Consider the following 16,371-nt stretch of genomic DNA (forward strand, 5'->3'; position numbering starts at 1 on the left):
CCCACGCTGGGGGGGAAGGGCCTTTTCCTTTTTCAGAACACTGCCTGGAGCAGGCCCAGCGTGCGCCGCTTGGCCAGGGCGGCGCTCGCCGCGTCGTAGCTGGCGCGCTCGTCGCAGTTGAAGCCGTGGCCGGCGGGGTAGAGGTGCGTGATGGCGCCGGGATGGCGCTGGCGAACCGCCTCGGCCACCATCAGCGGGATGGCATGGTCCGTCTCGCCGAAATGCAGCAGCACGGGAGTGCGCGGAACCTCGTCCAACCGGTTGCCGATGCCGCCGCCGTAATAGGCGACGGCGGCGCGGACGGGCAGGCGCGACGCGGCGGCCCAGGCGATGGTGCCGCCCCAGCAATAGCCGGCGATGGCCGCCCCCTCCGCCCCGCCGAGATGGGCGAGCCCCGCCGCCACGTCGGTCAGCGCGTCCTCGACGCTGACCGCACCCATCAGGTCGCGGCCGCGCTGCACGCCGGCCTCGTCGTAGGGCAGTTCCACCCCGCGCTCCGCCCGGTCGAACAAAGCGGGGGCCAGCGTGCGGTAGCCGTCGGCCGCGTAGCCGTCGCAGACGCGGCGGATGTGGCTGTTGATCCCGAAAATCTCCTGGACGATCAGAAGCCGCCCCTTTTCCGGCCCGACGGGCCGGGCTTCGTAGGCGGTCAGCCGGTGCCCGTCGGACGCCGTCAGGTGCGTCCAGGCGCTGCTCGTGCCGGTGGTCGTTCCGGTCATGGCTGGTCTCTCCCTCCATTCGTTCCGTGCAGGGAAGATAGCAGCCTGACGCCGGGTGTCATCCGCGACCGACTGGCCCATATCCCCTAGGACCGTCACCCCGTCACTGGAGCCGCCCGATGTCCGCCCCCGCCGACCGTTCCCCGACCGCCGGACCCTTCGACCTGACGCCGCCGACGCCGGACCAGCGCGCGGTGCTGGTGGAGCGCCTGTCGGACGAGGAGCGGCACGTCCTCCTCAGCCATGGGACGGAGGCGCCCTTCTGCGGCGGCCTGCTCGACAACAAGAATCCTGGCACCTACGCCTGCCGGCTGTGCGGCCTGCCGCTGTTCCGGTCCGGGACGAAGTTCGATCCGGCACCGGCTGGCCCAGCTTCACCGCGCCCTACGAGAACGCGCATCTGAAGCTGGTGCAGGACAACAGCTACGGCATGGTGCGGGTGGAGACGCTGTGCGCCCGCTGCGGCAGCCACCAGGGCCACGTCTTCCCCGACGGCCCGCCGCCGACCGGCATGCGCTTCTGCATCAACTCCGTCTCGCTGGCCTTCCTGCCCGAGGGGCAGACGCTGGCCAGGAGCGTTCAGGATTGGGTGGAGGAGGGGGCGGCGTTCTAGGCCCCTATTGCCCCCACCCTAACCCTCCCCCGCTGGGCGGGGAGGGACTGCCGCCGCTTCGCGAATATCTCCCCCGCCCAGCGGGGAGGGTCGGGGTGGGGGTAAAAGCCTCTCCCGATCTTCCCGTTTCATTGGATACCCCCTTCATGCCGACCGACGACACCTCCCGCTCGCCCCTCTCCGTCCTCGACCTCGCCCCGGTGCCGGAAGGCAGCACGCCGGGCGACGCCTTGCGCAACACGCTGGACCTCGCCCGCCACGCCGAGCGGCTGGGCTACCGCCGCTACTGGCTGGCCGAGCACCACAACATGACCGGCATCGCCAGCGCCGCGACCTCGGTCGTCATCGGCCATGTGGCGGCGGGCACCACGAACATCCGCGTCGGCGCCGGCGGCATCATGCTGCCCAACCATTCGCCGCTGGTCATCGCCGAGCAGTTCGGCACGTTGGAGGCGCTGTTCCCCGGCCGCATCGACCTCGGCCTGGGCCGGGCGCCGGGCACCGACCAGATGACGCTGCGCGCCCTGCGCCGCGACCCGTCGGTGGCGGAGCAGTTCCCACAGGACGTGCTGGAGCTTCAGGCCCTGCTCGGCCCCGTCCAGCCGGGCCAGCGCGTGCAGGCGGTGCCCGGCGCCGGGTCGAACGTGCCGCTGTGGATCCTCGGCTCCAGCCTGTTCGGCGCGCAGCTGGCCGCCGCCTTCGGCCTGCCTTATGCCTTCGCCTCGCACTTCGCGCCGGACGCCCTGATGCGGGCGTTGCAGGTCTACCGGGAGAATTTCACGCCCTCGGCGCAGCTCGACCGGCCCCACGCCATGGTCGGGGTGAACGTCGTCGCCGCCGAGACCGACGCGGAGGCGCGCCGGCTCTTCACCTCCGCCCAGCAGAGCTTCGCCCGGCTGATCCGCGGCACCCGCGGCCAATTGCCGCCGCCCATCGACGACATCGAGAGCTTCTGGTCGCCGCTGGAGAAGGCGCAGGCGATGAACATGCTGTCCTGCTCCTTCGTCGGCTCGGCGGAGACGGTGCGGCGCGGGCTGGAGTCCTTCCTCGCCGAAACCGGGGCCGACGAGATCATGGTGGCCTCGGCCATCCACGACCACGCGGCGCGGGTGCGCTCCTACGAGATCCTGGCGGAGGTCCACGGGGCGCTGCGGGCCGCGGCCTGAAGGGCTCCAAATTGGGGGAGCGGTTCGGCGCAACCGCACAGCGCGCTTCGCGGACTGCGCCATGGACCGCGCCCAAGGGGAGTCTTATCGTCTGTGGCCCGGCGTCGCGTGACGCGGTTCACAGAGATGGAGAGGGGATATGACCGAGTTTCCCCACGCCAGCAGGGTCAACGTGACGCTTGATCTGCCGCTCGACGTCTATCGGCGTCTGGAACAGCAGGCGCGCTACATGAGCGTTACCGTCGAGGCGCTGCTGAAGACTATCCTGGCGCAGCAGCTCTACGACTCCAGTCTTCGCAATATGGATTAGTTCATTGTCGTGAGGCGGCGCGCACGGCGGCGTCAAGATCGCCGTGACTCTCCAGAAGCGCCGCCAGCCCGGCCTCCTCCAGCACGCCGCGGACCGGGCCGGGCACCGCCGCCAGTACGATCCGCACGCCGGACCGCCCACTCATGCTTCCCGCACCCGGCCGCGCCTGCCGCACCGCCAGCAGCAGCGAGCGCAGCCCCGCCGGGGTCAGTTGCGTCACCGCCGACAGGTCGAGCACCAGCCCGGCCGGCACCTTTTCCGGCACGTCCGGGGTGGCGGGGGCCAGCGCGGCGAACAGGCGCGCCTCGATCCGGGGGGCGGCGGCGCTGTCGATCGGCCCCACCGGGCGCAGGATCGTCACGTCGCCGCGGACTTCTTCCGCGATTTGCATCAAACCCTCCGATTTCCCCATCCGGCCGGGCCTGCTATACCTCCTCCGGCGGGGGATTTCCCATCACACGGATCATCATACAGCAGAGCGGCGGCGGGGGCATGGAATCGGACGGACGCTTCGGCGGCGGGGCGGGCCTGCGGGACGGCGGGGAGTTTTCCGCGGAGTCCGGCGGTGGGCTGCGCGCGCTCCCGGCCTTCCTCGCGGCGGGGCCCGCCGTGGCCCCTGAGGACCGCCCGCCGGCGGACACGCCGCCGGACCAGCCGGCGCGGCTGCGCGGGGCGCTGAACCCGCTGCTGGCCGCCGCCGGGCCACTGCTCGACCTCGCCGGGTCGCTGCGCGAACGCTCGGGGCACGAGAACCCGGAGGGGTTGCGCGACGTCATCCTCGCCGAGGTCCGCCGCTTCGAGGAGGAGGCCGCCGCCATCGGCGTCCCGCCGGAGGAGGTGCGCGTCGCCCGCTTCGCCCTGTGCACCATGCTGGACGACGTGGTGCGGGCGACCCCGTGGGGGCGCGCTGCCGTTGGGCGCGTGAGGGGCTGGCGGTGGTGGTCGATCCCGGCGCCGGCGGGCCGGACCGCTTCTTCGACCTGCTCGACACCATGCTGAGCGACCCGCGCCTGCACCGGCTGGAGCTGGAGCTGTTCTACGCCTGCCTGTCGCTGGGCTTCGAGGGCAAGTTCCGCGACAAGCCGCGCGGCGCCCACGACCTCGCCCACCTGCGGGACGAGCTGTTCCGCGTGCTGCGCCGCCTGCGCGGCGAGCGGGAGCGCGCGCTGTCGCCGCAATGGCGGGGCGTCGCCGAGCGCTTCCGCCCGCTGGGGCACGTCCTGCCGCCCTGGCTGGCCGCGGTGGCGGTGGCGACGCTGCTCGGCGGGCTGTTCCGGAATCTGTCGGCCTCGCGGGGCGGGCGGGCCGACGCGGTGGTGGCCCGGCTGGGCGCGCGGCTTCCCGACCGGCCGCTGGAGCTGGTCCGCGCCGGCCCGCCGCCGCCGGCCAGCGCCGGGCCGGCGCTGGCCGTCCGGGTCACCGCCCTGCTCCAGCCGGAAATCCGCTCCGGTGCGGTGGCGGTGCTGGCCGGCGACGACGGGGCGCTGGTCATCCGCATCGAGGGGGCGGGCATGTTCGCCACCGGCAGCGACGCGATCCGCGCCCGCTACCGCGCCGTGGTCGACCGCGTCGGGCAGGCGCTGGGTCCCGAGGCCGGGCGCGTGCTGGTGGTCGCCCACACCGACGACCAGACGCCGCGCGGCGGCGGGCTGCCGACGCCGGAGGCGCTGACCGAGGCGCGGGCGGTGGCCGTGCTGAAGATCCTGGAGCGCACGCTGGGCACCGAGCGCCTGACCGCCGAAGGGCGGGGCGAGCGCGAACCGCTGGCCCCCAACACCACGCCGGCCAACCGGGGCGCCAACCGGCGCGTCGATGTCCGCCTCTACCCCGAATAGGCCGCGGTCCATGAGCGAACCGTCTCCGCGCACCCGCCCCAAGTCCCGCAACAAGCCCCGACGCGCCGATCCGGCGATGGCGCCGCGCCTGCGCTGGTGGACCACGCTCGCGGTCGCCCTGTCGGTCGGGCTGCTCGGCTGGGCGGTGATGCCGCTGCTCGGGTTCGGCGGCTTGGCCCGCCTGCTGCCGGCGCTGGTCCTGCTCGGCCTGTGGTACGCGCTGAACCGGCACGAGGACGGCCGGCAGAGCGCCGCCAACGCCCGCTTCGTCGAGGCGCTGGCGGCGTCCCGCGATCCCGAGCTGAAGGCGTCGCTGGACGAGCTGGGCACGGTGCGCGAGCGGCTGGACGCGGTGATCGACCGGCTGAAGACGCAGCGCTTCGGCGCGCGCTGGGGCGGCCAGTATCTCTACCAGCTTCCCTGGTATCTGGTGATCGGCGCCCCCGGCTCGGGCAAGACGACGGCGCTGGCCAACGCCCGTCTGGGCGCGGCGCTGGGCGGCGGGCTGGACGGCATGCCGGTGCAGAATCTGGGCGGCACGCGCAACTGCGACTGGTGGTTCACCGACGAGGCGGTGCTGATCGATACGGCGGGCCGCTACACCACCCAGGACAGCCGCCGGGCCATCGACGGGCGCGTCTGGTCCGGCCTGCTCGACCTGCTGAAGGAGCACCGCCCGCGCCAGCCGGTGAACGGCGTGCTGCTGACCATCAGCCTGACCGACCTCGCCGGCTGGAGCGACGCGGAGCGGCACAACCACGCCATCACCATCCGCCAGCGGCTGGGCGAGCTGCGCGCCCATCTCGGCATCCGCGTGCCGGTCTACCTGCTGTGCACCAAGGCCGACCTCGTCGACGGCTTCACCACCTATTTCGACCCGCTGGACCGGGCGGAGCGCGCCCAGATCTGGGGCATCACCTTCCCGGTGGAGGACCTGCCGCCCGGCCCGCTGGCCAGCTTCCACGCGCAGTACGCGGCCCTGCTGCGCCGGTTGGAGGAGCGGCTGCCCGAACGGCTGCACCAGGAGCCGGACATCCAGCGGCGCGGCGACGCCTTCGCCTTCCCGCTGCGCATGGCGGGCTTCGAGGCGGCTTTGGCCGACCTCGTCGACACCGCCTTCACCGCGGAGGCCGAGGAGGCGGTGCCGCTGCTGCGCGGCATCTACCTGACCAGCGCGACCCAGCCCGGCGCCTCCGCGGAATCGCCGGCCCAGACCTTCTTCCTGGAGCGTCTGCTGCCCGAGGTGGTCTTCCCCGAGGCCAACATGGTCGGGGTGGACCGTGCGCTGGAGCGGGCGCGGCGGCGGCGCCACGTCTGGGCGCTGGGCGGGACGGCGGCGGCTGGCCTGCTGCTCGGGTTGGCCGGGCTGAGCAGCCACCGCGCCAACGAGGCGCTGCTGGCGCGGGCGGAGGCCGCCGTGGCGGTGGCGGAGGAGCGGCTGCGCGTCCTCGACACCCCGCCGCGCTCGCTGACGCGGGTCGAGGATTCCGATTTCCTCGCCGTCCTGCCGGCGCTCGACGCGCTGCGCGCGCTGCCCGCCGGCTGGAGCGAGCGGGCGGAGCGGCGGGCGTCCCTGCTCGGCTTCGGCCTGTCGCAGGGGGAGCGCGTCGGCCTGCCCGCCGAGGACGTCTACCGCCGGGCGCTGCGCAGCGTGTTCCTGTCGCGCATCGTGCTGCGGCTGGAGGAGCAGTTGCGCACCGGCTGGGCGCGGCCCGACCTGCTGCGGCAGAGCCTGCGCGCCTACGCCATGATCGGCGGGCGGGAGCCGCTGGACCCGGCGGTTCTGGCCGAATGGCTGGCCGCCGACTGGCAGCGCACGCTCCCCGGCGCCGCCCATGAGGCGGAGCGCCGGGCGCTCGGAGACCATCTGGCCGCGCTGGTCGAGGCCGGCTTCGCCCCGGTGCCGCCCGACGAGGCGCTGGTGTCACGGGTCCTCGACGTGCTGGGCCAGCCGACCGCGCCGATGCCGCGCACCCCCAACAACGGCGGGGCTGGCTGATGAGCCCCGGTTTCGCGGTGGGCTTCCACGGGAAGGTGCCGGCGCGCGGTGATTTCGTGGGCTACGGCCTGCCGCGCGGCGTGCTGCTTCCCTGGGACGCCTGGCTGACGGAGGTTCTGGACGCGGCGGTGCGCCAGCTCGGCTCGCCTTGGGAGCGGCTGTTCCAGTCGGCCCCGGTCTGGCGCTTCGCCCTGTCCCCCGGCCTGTGCGGGGAGCCGCCGCTGGCCGGCATCATGATGCCCAGCGCCGACCGGGTGGGCCGGCAGTACCCCTTCACCATCGTCGGCACGCTGCCCTACGGCACCGACCTCGCGGTGGTTCCGGTGGCCTGCCTGCACTGGTTCACCCGCGCGGAATCCATCGCCGCCGACGCCTGCCGCGCCGGGGCCGACGTGGATGCGCTGCCCGCCCGCATGGCGATCCTGGGCCGCCCGGAGCCCAACGGCGCCGACCCCACCGTCGCCACCGTGGTCGAGGAGCGCGTCGGCCCGCTGCCGCCCCGCGCCAGCCTGTGGTGGAGCCGCGGCGGCGGCCGGGTTCCGCCCTCGGTTCTGACCTGCTGCGGCCTGCCGCGCTCGTCCCGCGCCGCCGCCTTCATCGACGGCGCCTGGGAGCGGCGGGGCTGGGACGATCTGGACGGGTAGGGGGAGGAGAATAGCCCTCCCCTGCGTCAGCGGGGAGGGTTGGGTGGGGGCCCAGCGCAACCACCTCACTCTCCCAAATTCACGATCTCCACCCGCCGGTTCTCCGCGGCCTTCGGCTTTTTGGGCAGCAGCGGTTCCCGCGCCCCCATCCCGGCGGTGTCCAGCCGGTCGCGGCGCACGCCGTGCTGTTCCGCCAGATAATCCGCCACGGCATCGGCCCGGCGCTGCGACAGCGCCCGGTTGGCCGCGTCACCGCCCACCGCGTCGGTGTGGCCGACGATGCGGAAGCGGGCGGGCGCCGCCCCCGGCGCCGTCCTCACCGCGCCGCTGCGGTCGAGCACCGCCTGCGACCCCGGGCCGATGCGCGCCGAAGTGAAGTCGAAGCCGACCCCGACGGCGGCGCGAAGCCCGGCCTTCAGCGCCGCGACGGGCGGGTCCGGCGGCGGCCCCGGCAGGGCGGGCACCGCCACCGGGGCGGGAGCCGGTGCGGAGGCTGATGCGGGAGCCGGGGGCGGTGCCGCCGCGACGGGCGGCGGCGGTGGGCGCTTCATCACGATGGGCGGGCAGCCGGGGCCGGCGGCGCCGAACAGGGCGGCCTGGATCTCGCATTCGCTGGGGTTGGGGCCGAGCGGGACGGCGGGCGCCGCCGCCGATTGCGCCAGGGCCGGACCCGCGGGAAGGGCCAGCCCGCCCCCTAAAAGTCCGAACGCCAATGCCCCGATTGTTGGGAGTTTGCGCATTTGCATGCCCGCATTGTCCCAGGCTTGGGGGCGGGCCGTCAAATTCCGCGTGGAACAGTCGTGCGTGCCTCTGTACGATCCCGGTCCGATCTTTCGTTTGCGGTATGCGGGAGGAAACAAGAATGAAGTCGATGAAGGCGCTGTTCGCCGGTCTGGCGCTGGCCGCCATGGTTCTGCCGGGCGTGGTCGCCAGCGGCGCGGCGGCGGCGGACTACAAGGCCGAGTACAAGCTGTCCACCGTGCTGGGCAAGCCGTTTCCCTGGGGGATCGGCGGCGACCGCTGGGCCGAGCTGGTCAAGGAGAAGACCAACGGGCGCATCAATGTGAAGATGTATCCCGGCTCCGCCCTGGTGAACGGCGACCAGACCAAGGAATTCACCGCGCTGCGCCAGGGCGTGATCGACATGGCGGTGGGCTCGACCATCAACTGGTCGCCGCAGGTGAAGGAGCTGAACCTCTTCTCGCTGCCCTTCCTGATGCCCGACCACAAGGCCATGGACGCGCTGACCCAGGGGCCGGTCGGCAAGCAGCTGTTCGACCTGCTCGCCAGCAAGGACGTGGTGCCGCTGGCCTGGGGCGAGAACGGCTTCCGCGAGGTCTCCAACTCCAAGCGCGCCATCCGCACCCCGGAGGACCTGAAGGGCCTGAAGATCCGCGTCGTCGGCTCGCCGCTCTACCTCGACACCTTCACGGCACTGGGCGCCAACCCGACGCAGATGAGCTGGGCCGACGCGCAGCCGGCGCTGTCCACCGGCGCCGTCGACGGTCAGGAGAACCCGGTCGGCGTGTTCGTCGCCGGCAAGCTGCCGACGCTTGGCCAGAAGCACCTGACGCTGTGGGGCTACGTCGCCGACCCGCTGATCTTCGTGGTCAACAAGGAGGTCTGGAACAGCTGGTCCAAGGAGGACCAGGAGGCGGTGCGCGCCGCCGCCGTCCAGGCCGCCGCGGAGGAGGTCGCCATCGCCCGCAAGGGCATCACCGCCCAGGACGACAGCCTGCTGAAGGACATCGCCGCCCAGGGCGTCGAGGTCGTGCAGCTGACGCCCGAGCAGCAGAAGGCGTTCCAGACCGCCACCCGCGCCGTCTACGACAAGTGGGCCAAGACCATCGGCCCCGACCTCGTGAAGGCCGCCGAGACCTCCGTCGCCGACCGGAAGTAAGCCTGCGGCTTGCCGTGCCGTTGCCCCCACCCTGATCCGCGATGGGAAAAGGGTGGGGGCGACCGGTTCCCAATTCGAGATTTTCCGATGAACAACGATCTGCTGGAAGCCGGCATGGCGACGGAGCAGCCCAAGACGCGGGTGCCGGTGACGCTGGAGCGTTCGCTGGCCGCCCTGTCCATGGCCGCCCTGTGCCTCGTCACCTTTGCCAACGTCGTGACGCGCTACCTGACCGATGTCTCCCTGGCCTTCACCGAGGAATATTCGATCTTCCTGCTGGTGGTCATGACGCTGTTCGGTTCCGCCGTCGCCGCCGCCGCCGACCGGCACATCCGCATCACCTTCATCGCCGACAAGCTGCCGCCGGCCCTGCGCCGGGTGACGGAGCTGGTGGCCTGGACGGCGGCTCTGGCGATGTTTGGCCTGCTCGTCTGGTACGGCGGGCGCCTGACCTACGACCAGTGGCGGTTCGAGGAGACCTCGCCCGGCCTGGGCAACCCGCAGTGGCTCTACACGGTCTGGCTTCCGCTGCTGTCGACGGTCGTCGCCCTGCGCGTGATCGGGCGCCTGATCCGCACGGCGAAGGGAACGGCCTGATGGCGTTGACGATTCTGTTCGGCGGCTTCCTGCTGCTGCTGGTGATCGGCGCGCCGCTGGCGGTGGCCCTGGGGCTGGCGGGGTCGCTGGCGATCCTGGACGCGCAGCTCGGCATCCTGTCGGTTCCGACCAACGTCTATGCCGGCATCGCGAAGTACCCGCTGCTGGCCATCCCGGTCTTCATCCTGGCCGGCCTGATCTTCGAGCGGGCGGGCGTGGCCAAGCAACTCGTCACCTTCGCGTCCTCCATCGTCGGGGCGAAGAACGGCGGGCTGGCGGTGGTGGCGATCCTGGTCTGCATGGTGATGGGCGGCATCTCCGGCTCCGGCCCCGCCGACGCGGCGGCGGTCGCCACAGTGATGATCCCGTCCATGCACAAGGCCGGTTATCCGAAGGCCTTCTCGGCCAGCGTGATCGCGGCGGCGGCGGCAACGGCCATCCTGATCCCGCCCTCGGTCGCCTTCATCATCTACAGCGTCCTGGTCCCGCAGGCGTCGGTGCCGGCGCTGTTCGCGGCGGGGCTGATCCCAGGCGTGCTGGCCGGGCTGTCCCTGCTGGCGCCGACGATCTGGCTGTCGCGCAAGCACGGCTTCGGCCTGAAGGACGCCGGGCCGCGCCCGCCCTTCTGGCGCAGCCTGCGGCAGGCGATCTGGGGTCTGCTGGCCCCGGTCATCATCCTGGGCGGCCTGCGCACCGGCGCCTTCACCCCGACCGAGGCGGCGGTGGTCGCCGTCTTCTACGGTCTGGCCGTCGGCGTCTTCGTCTACCGCAGCCTGACCTGGCGCGAGCTGTACGAGGTGCTGGCCGAGGCGGCGGAGATGTCCGCCGTGGTGCTTCTCATCATCGCGCTGTCCAGCGTCTTCGCCTGGGCGGGCAGCACGATGGGCGCCTTCGACCGGGTCGCCGCCCTGGCGATCGAGGGGGTGGGCAGCGAGGTCCTCGTCCTGCTGCTGCTGAACGTGGCGTTGCTGGCGCTGGGGATGGTGCTCGACGCGGTGTCGATCTTCCTGATCCTGCTGCCGCTGCTGACCCCGATCATGACCGCCTTCCAATGGGACCCGGTGTGGTTCGGCGTGATGCTGACCATGAATCTCGCCATCGGCCAGTTCACCCCGCCCATGGCGGTGAACCTGATGGTGACCACGCGGGTGGCCGGCATCAGCATGGAATCGACGGTGCGTTGGGTTCTGTGGATGGTCGCCGCGATGCTCAGCGCGCTGGTCCTGGTGACCTTCGTGCCGGAGCTGGCGCTCTGGCTTCCCCGGAAGCTCGGCTACCTGTAACCCTCAGGCCTTGGCACGGCGGGTGGCCAGCAGGATGCCCGCCGCGATCAGGCCGATGCCGGCGGCGTGGTAGAGGTGGGGTTGCTCGCCGAGGAACAGGATGGCGAGGACGCTCCCGAACACCGGCATCAGATGGATGCACATCCCCGCCGTGTTGGCGCCGACCAACGCCACGGCGCGGTTGAAGCAGAGATAGGCGGCGATCGACGGGAACAGCGCCACGTAGGCGACCGCCCCCAGCGCCGTCGGGGTGATCGGCATGGGGTTCCCGCCGACGCTTTCCCACAGGTAGAAGGGCAGCAGCATCGCCGCGCCGCCCGCGAAGGTGACGGCGATGAAGCTGAGGCCATGCACCGCCGGGCGGCGGCGCAGCAGGGCGGTGTAGGCGGCGTAGCCGAGCACCGCCGCCAGCACCCACAAGTCCCCGGCGGCGAGTTGCAGCCCGATCAGCACCGCCGGGTCGCCCCGCGCGATCAGCGTCAGGGCGCCGGTCAGCGACACGGCGATGCCCACCCCTTGCAGCGGGGTCACGCGGTCGCCGAACAGGGCCAGGCTCATCAGCACGATCAGCACCGGCATGGAGGACTGCATCATCACCGCGTTCAGCGCCGTGGTGGTGTGCAGACCCACATAGAGGAAGGTGTTGAAGACCGCGATGCCCAGCGCCGACAGCAGCAGGACGACTGGCCATTGGGCGGCCAGCGCCCGCGCGTCGTGCCGCAGGTGCCGCCACGCGAAGGGCAGCACCAGCAGCATCCCCAGCGTCCAGCGCCAGAAGGCCAGCCCGACCGGCGGCACCTCCCCCGACACCGCGCGGCCCAGGACAGCGTTGCTGGACCAGAACAGCGGCGGCAACATCATCAGGAGCCACGCCTGATCGAGCAGGCGGCGGCGGGCGGGGGTGGCGTTTTCGCTCACGGCTGGCGACTCATCGGGCTGGACGCATCAGGGAACGGGCCGCGGCTCAGCCGCGGCGGCGCGGGGAGGCGAAGGGCGACAGGGGGCCGTCGCCACGCGAGCCTTCACTGCGCGGGCCGTCACCACGCGGACCGTCCGACCGGAAGGCCTCGCTGCGGGAGAAGCCCTCGCGGCGCGGGCGGTCGCCCCGGGGGCCGTCACCACGGGGACCATCACCACGGGGGCCGCGCCCCTCGCCACGGGGACCGTCGCCGCGGCCTTCGCGCGGCGGCTTCGGCGGCTGGCGCATCTCCGCGTCCAGCTCGGCGATGCGCTTCACCAGCGCTTCACGGATCGCCGGGGCCGCGTGGGACTTCAGGGTGGCGAGCTGCTCCTTCAACTGCTGGAGCTGAAGCTGCTTCTGCTCCCGCGTGCGCTTGATGGCGACGTTGTCGGAATGCTGGCCGTCGAAGGCGCGCATGAAAAGGTCCTCGTTGCAGAAAATAAGACACCCGCCGTGGCGTCCCAGCGGACGCCCGGTCGGGGAGCGCGGAATATTGGAAAGGCACCGGCGCCAAAGCAAGCCGGGAGTTTGCTCCGCCTGTGCGATAAAGCGGTTGACGGGGGCGGCCCGGATCACTCTTCCAACGGACGTCGGCTGCGGAACAGCGACGCCGCCTCGTCGAGATAGCGCGACAGGGCGGCGGCGGCTTCCTCCGGCCCGGTGCGGCGCGACCCTTGGACGCGGGCCTCCGCAGCAGCGGCGGCCAGTGCGGCGGGGTCGGCGGCCAACGCGGCCAGCCGTTCGACGAAGGCGTCGTAGTCGGGGTGGATGAAGCGCGGACCGACGACGCTGGCGACGTCGCCGCCGGGAAGCGACAGCGGCACCGCCCCGGCGGCCAGGGCCTCGGCAGCGCTGGCGCCTCCGCCAGTCCGCCGGGGATTCACATAGGCGTCGCAGACCGCCAGCAGGGCGCCCATGTCCGACACATAGCCCAGGCACCGCAGCCGTGCTGCATGGCGTGACGCGGCCAGCCGCCGGGGCAGGGCGTTGGCGTGCCCGGCGAAGACGGCGATGGCGTGCGGCAGGCGGTCGAACAGCGCCTCCAGCATGGCGAGGAAGGCGCCATCCGCCTCCTCGTCCAGCCGGTTGCCGACGACGGCGCAGACGAAGGTGCCGTCATCGAGCCCGAAGGCGGCGCGCGCCGTGTCCGTCCGCGGCGCCGCCCCGGCCAGCGAATGCAGGAAGCGGAAGGGCCGCCAGGACCGGGCCAGTGGCCCGTGGGCGGGTGCCGCGCCTCCGCCGAAATCCAGCACGATGTCGGCCTGCGACAGGGTGGTCCCGGTGGTGGTCGGAATGCACAGGGTGGGGCGCGCTCCGGCCATCAGATCAGCCACGACGTTCGACCCGCCGAGCGACAGCACGGCGTCAGGATCGAGCGCCGCGATGGCCTCCAGGAACCAGGCGATCTTGCCGGGGCTGACGCAGGGCGCGACCGAGGACAGCATCCGATAGCCGCGCCCGTCCGCCTCGATCCGCTGATCGCCGGAGAAGGTGGGCTCCACCGACGCCGCGAAGGAGGGCACGAACAGGCTGTGCGCCGCCGCTGGCATGATGTTGGTGTTGAGGATCACCACCTCCCGCCCGCAGCGGTCTTCCAGCAGGGCGGCGTAGGACAGCAGGTCGCGCGACGGCTGGTGGCGCAGCGACAGGAACTGGTTGGTCACCAGCACGACCCGCCCGCTGTCGGCTCCCTCGGCCCGGCGGGCGGGCGGGACGATGGCCTGACGGCGGCGCATCTCGTCGAGGATGCGGCGGTAGAAGGGGAATTGCCGTTCCTCGAAGAAGCCGGGGCGGCTCGCCGGGTTCATGCGCATCAGGAAGAGCTGGCGCCCGATGCCGGCGTGGATGTGCAGCAGCCCCTCCAGCCCGGATTGCGCGATGTTCCCCTCCACCGCGTCGAGCAGTTCGTCGTAATAGCGCAGGTCGCCGGAGACGGCGGCCATGGCCGACAGCAGCAGGACGGTGTCCGCTCCCCGCGCAAGCTGGGGCAACTCCCGCGCCGCCCGCGCCCGCTCGGTCCTGGGCCGGTCGAGAAAGGCCTCGCAGAGCGTCTCGATGGCCTTCAGGTCCCGCCCGCTCGTCACGGGCCGGCGCAGCGCGGCGGCGAGGTCGTTGAGGGGGGACGGGGAGGGGGGCTGGTGCATCGGCCGTGCTGGGAAAAGGGCGCGATGAGTATTGCCACACATGGAAAGGCCCCGGAAGGCGTTACCTTCCAGGGCCTTAGAGTGGTGCCGCAGCAGGGATTTGAACCCCGGACCTACTGATTACGAAATTTAATGTAGTAACGGCACTGCGACTCACAGTGTTGTATGGCGTTGGACGGGTGCGCAGTTTACAACTTGTAAACTGCTGATCGTGCAGCACAGAATATGTTGGCTTTGTACCTTTCCAGTTACCTTGGCGTTACCTATATGGTCGCCAAAGGGGGTACCATGCCGACAGAGAAGCTTACCAAACGCGTCATCGACGCCGCCAAACCGATCGCGACCGACCTGATGATCTGGGATACCGAGGTGAAAGGCTTCGGGTTCAAGCTCACCCCGGCGGGGCATCGCTCGTTCGTGTTCCTGTATCGCGGGCCAGACGGCAAGCAACGCAAGCCGACGATCGGCCGGTTCGGTAGCCTGACCGTAGATCAGGCGCGCGAACGGGCTCGTGAACTGGCCTACCATGTCAGCACTGGCCGAGACCCGTCGCTGGAACGCCAGCACAAACGGTCCGCCCCAAAGCTGTCGGAGCTGTGTGACCGGTTCCTTGAGGAACACGTGCGGCCGAAAAATAAACCGAAAACGGCGAAGGATACCGAAGCCACCATTCGCAGAATCATCGTTCCGAAGCTTGGAAACTTCCGTGTGGAAGACCTGACACGCGCGGACATCGCCAAGTTTCACGGATCACTACAAAAGACGCCCTACCATGCGAATCGTTGCCTTGCGATCCTCAGCAAGATGCTGAACCTTGCCGAGATCTGGGGCCTCAGACCGGAAGGAACCAACCCCTGCCGCCGGGTGGAAAAGTTCCCGGAGAAGCCGAAGAACCGATATCTGTCCGGCGATGAGGTTGGGAAGCTTGCCGAGGTTCTGGTTCGCCATGAATCCAGCAGCCCTTATCTTGTCGCTGCCATTCGTCTTCTTCTACTCACCGGCCTCCGACAGTCAGAGATCCGGACATTGAAATGGTCGTTCATCGACCTGGACGCCGGACGCATCCATCTGCCGGACACGAAGACCGGGCAGCATACGATTCCTATCACGGATCAGGTCCGCGCGACGTTGGCGGCCATTCCGCGGGTTTCGGGCAACCCCTGGGTCATCGTCGGTCGCCGGCCCGACGCTCCCCATCAGGACATGCAGCCGTTCTGGCAGAAGGTGCGGCATGAAGCCGGGCTGGATGATGTCCGGATTCACGATCTTCGCCATAGCTTCGCCAGCTTCGCGCTGGCCGGCGGAACGAGCTTGGCGGTGATCGGCAAGCTGATGGGCCACAGGAATCAGTCTACGACGGCTCGATACGCACATCTTGCCGACGACGTGGTGCGCGTTGGTGCAACGAAGACCGCCGACCACATCGGCTCGCTTCTTTCCCAAAATGTCTAATTACAAAAACGAAGAGAAAATCATGAGCGATGCAATCTGTCTTGCCGAGTGGGTGGATATTTATAGCGCAGTAAGAGAAGTCCAGATCGGATTTTCTGTTTCCTATGAGAAGGCTCAGGACACCGTCATCAAGCTTATCTCCGAGGGGACCGTCAGCGTGCGGGGGCGCGTCAGTATCAGCGGCATATCGGATCGTGGCTGGATATCCAACGGCCTAGAGTTCCAACCTTGGACTTCCGAAGCCGCCACCTTGGTTCGGCCGATAGAAGCGGATTCAAGCGAATGGAGAACGGCAAAGATAGACTGGGTGGGAGGAGTTGTCCGTTTCCAAACCTCAATAGCCTCTGCTGTCGAGTTGAATATGGCAGAGCTGAAATCGTGGTTGCGGGTAATGCGATCCGATGCGCCCTTGGTAATGGGCAAGAAGGAGGGGAGACCGGAAAAAATCGATTGGAAACGTGTTTACTTCGAGATGATTCGGTGGGCGGGGCATCCGGACGGGCTGCCGGATGAGGACACGGTGAAGAAGGCCATGATCGAGTGGATTTCTCGGGAGTTTAAGGATCCCCCGGATCGGAAGACTATCGAGGATCGTGTCAAGGAATATTTTGATTACGAGGTCGAGCGCCGGGGAAAGCCTTTCCCCGCCCCCCGCTGACCAACAGCTCGCTCGGGCTGACAATGCCCTCATCCGCTGAACAGTCGAACTCGGGCGACTGCAGCGCATCCAACGGATGAGGACACACCT

At 70.4% G+C, this 16,371-nt stretch carries 16 protein-coding genes and 2 pseudogenes; 12 read left to right on the forward strand and 6 right to left on the reverse strand.

What is annotated here, in order from left to right; translation table 11 throughout:
- Positions 1–32: 32 nt before the first annotated feature.
- A complete protein-coding gene (locus ACWPXE_RS27745) occupies positions 33–719 on the reverse strand; it encodes a dienelactone hydrolase family protein (protein WP_454020405.1) in 687 nt (228 codons plus the stop codon).
- 119 nt (positions 720–838) lie between these two features.
- On the opposite strand from ACWPXE_RS27745, the pseudogene msrB reads away from it, so the two are divergent.
- From msrB to ACWPXE_RS27760, 3 genes and pseudogenes are all read left to right on the forward strand, one after another.
- Positions 839–1,332 (forward strand): annotated as a pseudogene (msrB, locus tag ACWPXE_RS27750) (peptide-methionine (R)-S-oxide reductase MsrB).
- A 146-nt stretch (positions 1,333–1,478) separates the two neighbouring features.
- Positions 1,479–2,498 (forward strand): LLM class flavin-dependent oxidoreductase, encoded by a 1,020-nt coding sequence (locus tag ACWPXE_RS27755; protein WP_454020406.1) that lies wholly within the window; start codon positions 1,479–1,481, stop codon positions 2,496–2,498.
- A 139-nt stretch (positions 2,499–2,637) separates the two neighbouring features.
- Positions 2,638–2,808, forward strand: coding sequence for a hypothetical protein (locus ACWPXE_RS27760; RefSeq protein WP_454020407.1), 171 nt, complete (start codon positions 2,638–2,640; stop codon positions 2,806–2,808).
- A gap of 1 nt (position 2,809) precedes the next feature.
- Here the strand turns inward: ACWPXE_RS27760 and ACWPXE_RS27765 are convergent, their stop codons facing one another.
- Positions 2,810–3,199 (reverse strand): STAS domain-containing protein, encoded by a 390-nt coding sequence (locus ACWPXE_RS27765; RefSeq protein WP_454020408.1) that lies wholly within the window; start codon positions 3,197–3,199, stop codon positions 2,810–2,812.
- A gap of 101 nt (positions 3,200–3,300) precedes the next feature.
- On the opposite strand from ACWPXE_RS27765, the pseudogene icmH reads away from it, so the two are divergent.
- The 4 genes and pseudogenes from icmH to tagF all read left to right on the forward strand — a co-directional run.
- Positions 3,301–4,025: pseudogene (icmH, locus tag ACWPXE_RS27770) on the forward strand (type IVB secretion system protein IcmH/DotU); the annotation flags it as partial.
- A gap of 294 nt (positions 4,026–4,319) precedes the next feature.
- A complete protein-coding gene (locus ACWPXE_RS27775; protein ID WP_454020544.1) occupies positions 4,320–4,643 on the forward strand; it encodes an OmpA family protein in 324 nt (107 codons plus the stop codon).
- A gap of 10 nt (positions 4,644–4,653) precedes the next feature.
- Positions 4,654–6,642: a type VI secretion system membrane subunit TssM gene (gene tssM / locus ACWPXE_RS27780; RefSeq protein ID WP_454020409.1), complete on the forward strand. Its 1,989-nt coding sequence runs from the start codon at positions 4,654–4,656 to the stop codon at positions 6,640–6,642.
- A complete protein-coding gene (tagF, locus tag ACWPXE_RS27785; protein WP_014239131.1) occupies positions 6,642–7,286 on the forward strand; it encodes a type VI secretion system-associated protein TagF in 645 nt (214 codons plus the stop codon). The genes tssM and tagF overlap by 1 nt, the downstream gene beginning before the upstream one ends.
- A gap of 65 nt (positions 7,287–7,351) precedes the next feature.
- Here the strand turns inward: tagF and ACWPXE_RS27790 are convergent, their stop codons facing one another.
- Complete coding sequence (locus tag ACWPXE_RS27790) at positions 7,352–7,999, reverse strand: OmpA family protein (protein WP_454020410.1); 648 nt, start codon at positions 7,997–7,999, stop codon at positions 7,352–7,354.
- A 149-nt stretch (positions 8,000–8,148) separates the two neighbouring features.
- Between ACWPXE_RS27790 and ACWPXE_RS27795 the strand changes: the two genes are divergently transcribed.
- From ACWPXE_RS27795 to ACWPXE_RS27805, 3 genes are all read left to right on the forward strand, one after another.
- Positions 8,149–9,186 carry a DctP family TRAP transporter solute-binding subunit gene (locus ACWPXE_RS27795; protein ID WP_454020411.1) on the forward strand — a complete coding sequence of 346 codons (1,038 nt, stop codon included), beginning with the start codon at positions 8,149–8,151 and terminating at the stop codon, positions 9,184–9,186.
- Positions 9,187–9,273: 87 nt separating this feature from the next.
- The gene (locus tag ACWPXE_RS27800; RefSeq protein ID WP_454020412.1) at positions 9,274–9,783 is read left to right on the forward strand and encodes a TRAP transporter small permease; all 510 of its coding nucleotides are present in this window, start codon (positions 9,274–9,276) and stop codon (positions 9,781–9,783) included.
- Positions 9,783–11,066, forward strand: a complete 1,284-nt coding sequence (locus ACWPXE_RS27805) for a TRAP transporter large permease (RefSeq protein WP_454020413.1) — start codon at positions 9,783–9,785, stop codon at positions 11,064–11,066. The genes ACWPXE_RS27800 and ACWPXE_RS27805 overlap by 1 nt, the downstream gene beginning before the upstream one ends.
- A 3-nt stretch (positions 11,067–11,069) precedes the next feature.
- On the opposite strand, the gene ACWPXE_RS27810 is transcribed toward ACWPXE_RS27805, so the two are convergent.
- The 3 genes from ACWPXE_RS27810 to ACWPXE_RS27820 form a co-directional block, all read right to left on the reverse strand.
- Positions 11,070–11,984, reverse strand: a complete 915-nt coding sequence (locus ACWPXE_RS27810) for a DMT family transporter (protein WP_454020414.1) — start codon at positions 11,982–11,984, stop codon at positions 11,070–11,072.
- Between the two features lie 46 nt (positions 11,985–12,030).
- Positions 12,031–12,444 (reverse strand): hypothetical protein, encoded by a 414-nt coding sequence (locus ACWPXE_RS27815; RefSeq protein WP_454020415.1) that lies wholly within the window; start codon positions 12,442–12,444, stop codon positions 12,031–12,033.
- 155 nt (positions 12,445–12,599) lie between these two features.
- Positions 12,600–14,171 (reverse strand): glycosyltransferase, encoded by a 1,572-nt coding sequence (locus ACWPXE_RS27820; protein ID WP_454020416.1) that lies wholly within the window; start codon positions 14,169–14,171, stop codon positions 12,600–12,602.
- Between the two features lie 288 nt (positions 14,172–14,459).
- Between ACWPXE_RS27820 and ACWPXE_RS27825 the strand changes: the two genes are divergently transcribed.
- Positions 14,460–15,623 (forward strand): tyrosine-type recombinase/integrase, encoded by a 1,164-nt coding sequence (locus ACWPXE_RS27825; RefSeq protein ID WP_454020417.1) that lies wholly within the window; start codon positions 14,460–14,462, stop codon positions 15,621–15,623.
- Between the two features lie 22 nt (positions 15,624–15,645).
- Positions 15,646–16,281 (forward strand): hypothetical protein, encoded by a 636-nt coding sequence (locus tag ACWPXE_RS27830; RefSeq protein WP_454020418.1) that lies wholly within the window; start codon positions 15,646–15,648, stop codon positions 16,279–16,281.
- Positions 16,282–16,371: the final 90 nt, after the last annotated feature.

It is taken from the genome of Azospirillum sp. Marseille-Q6669, from assembly GCF_965111635.1.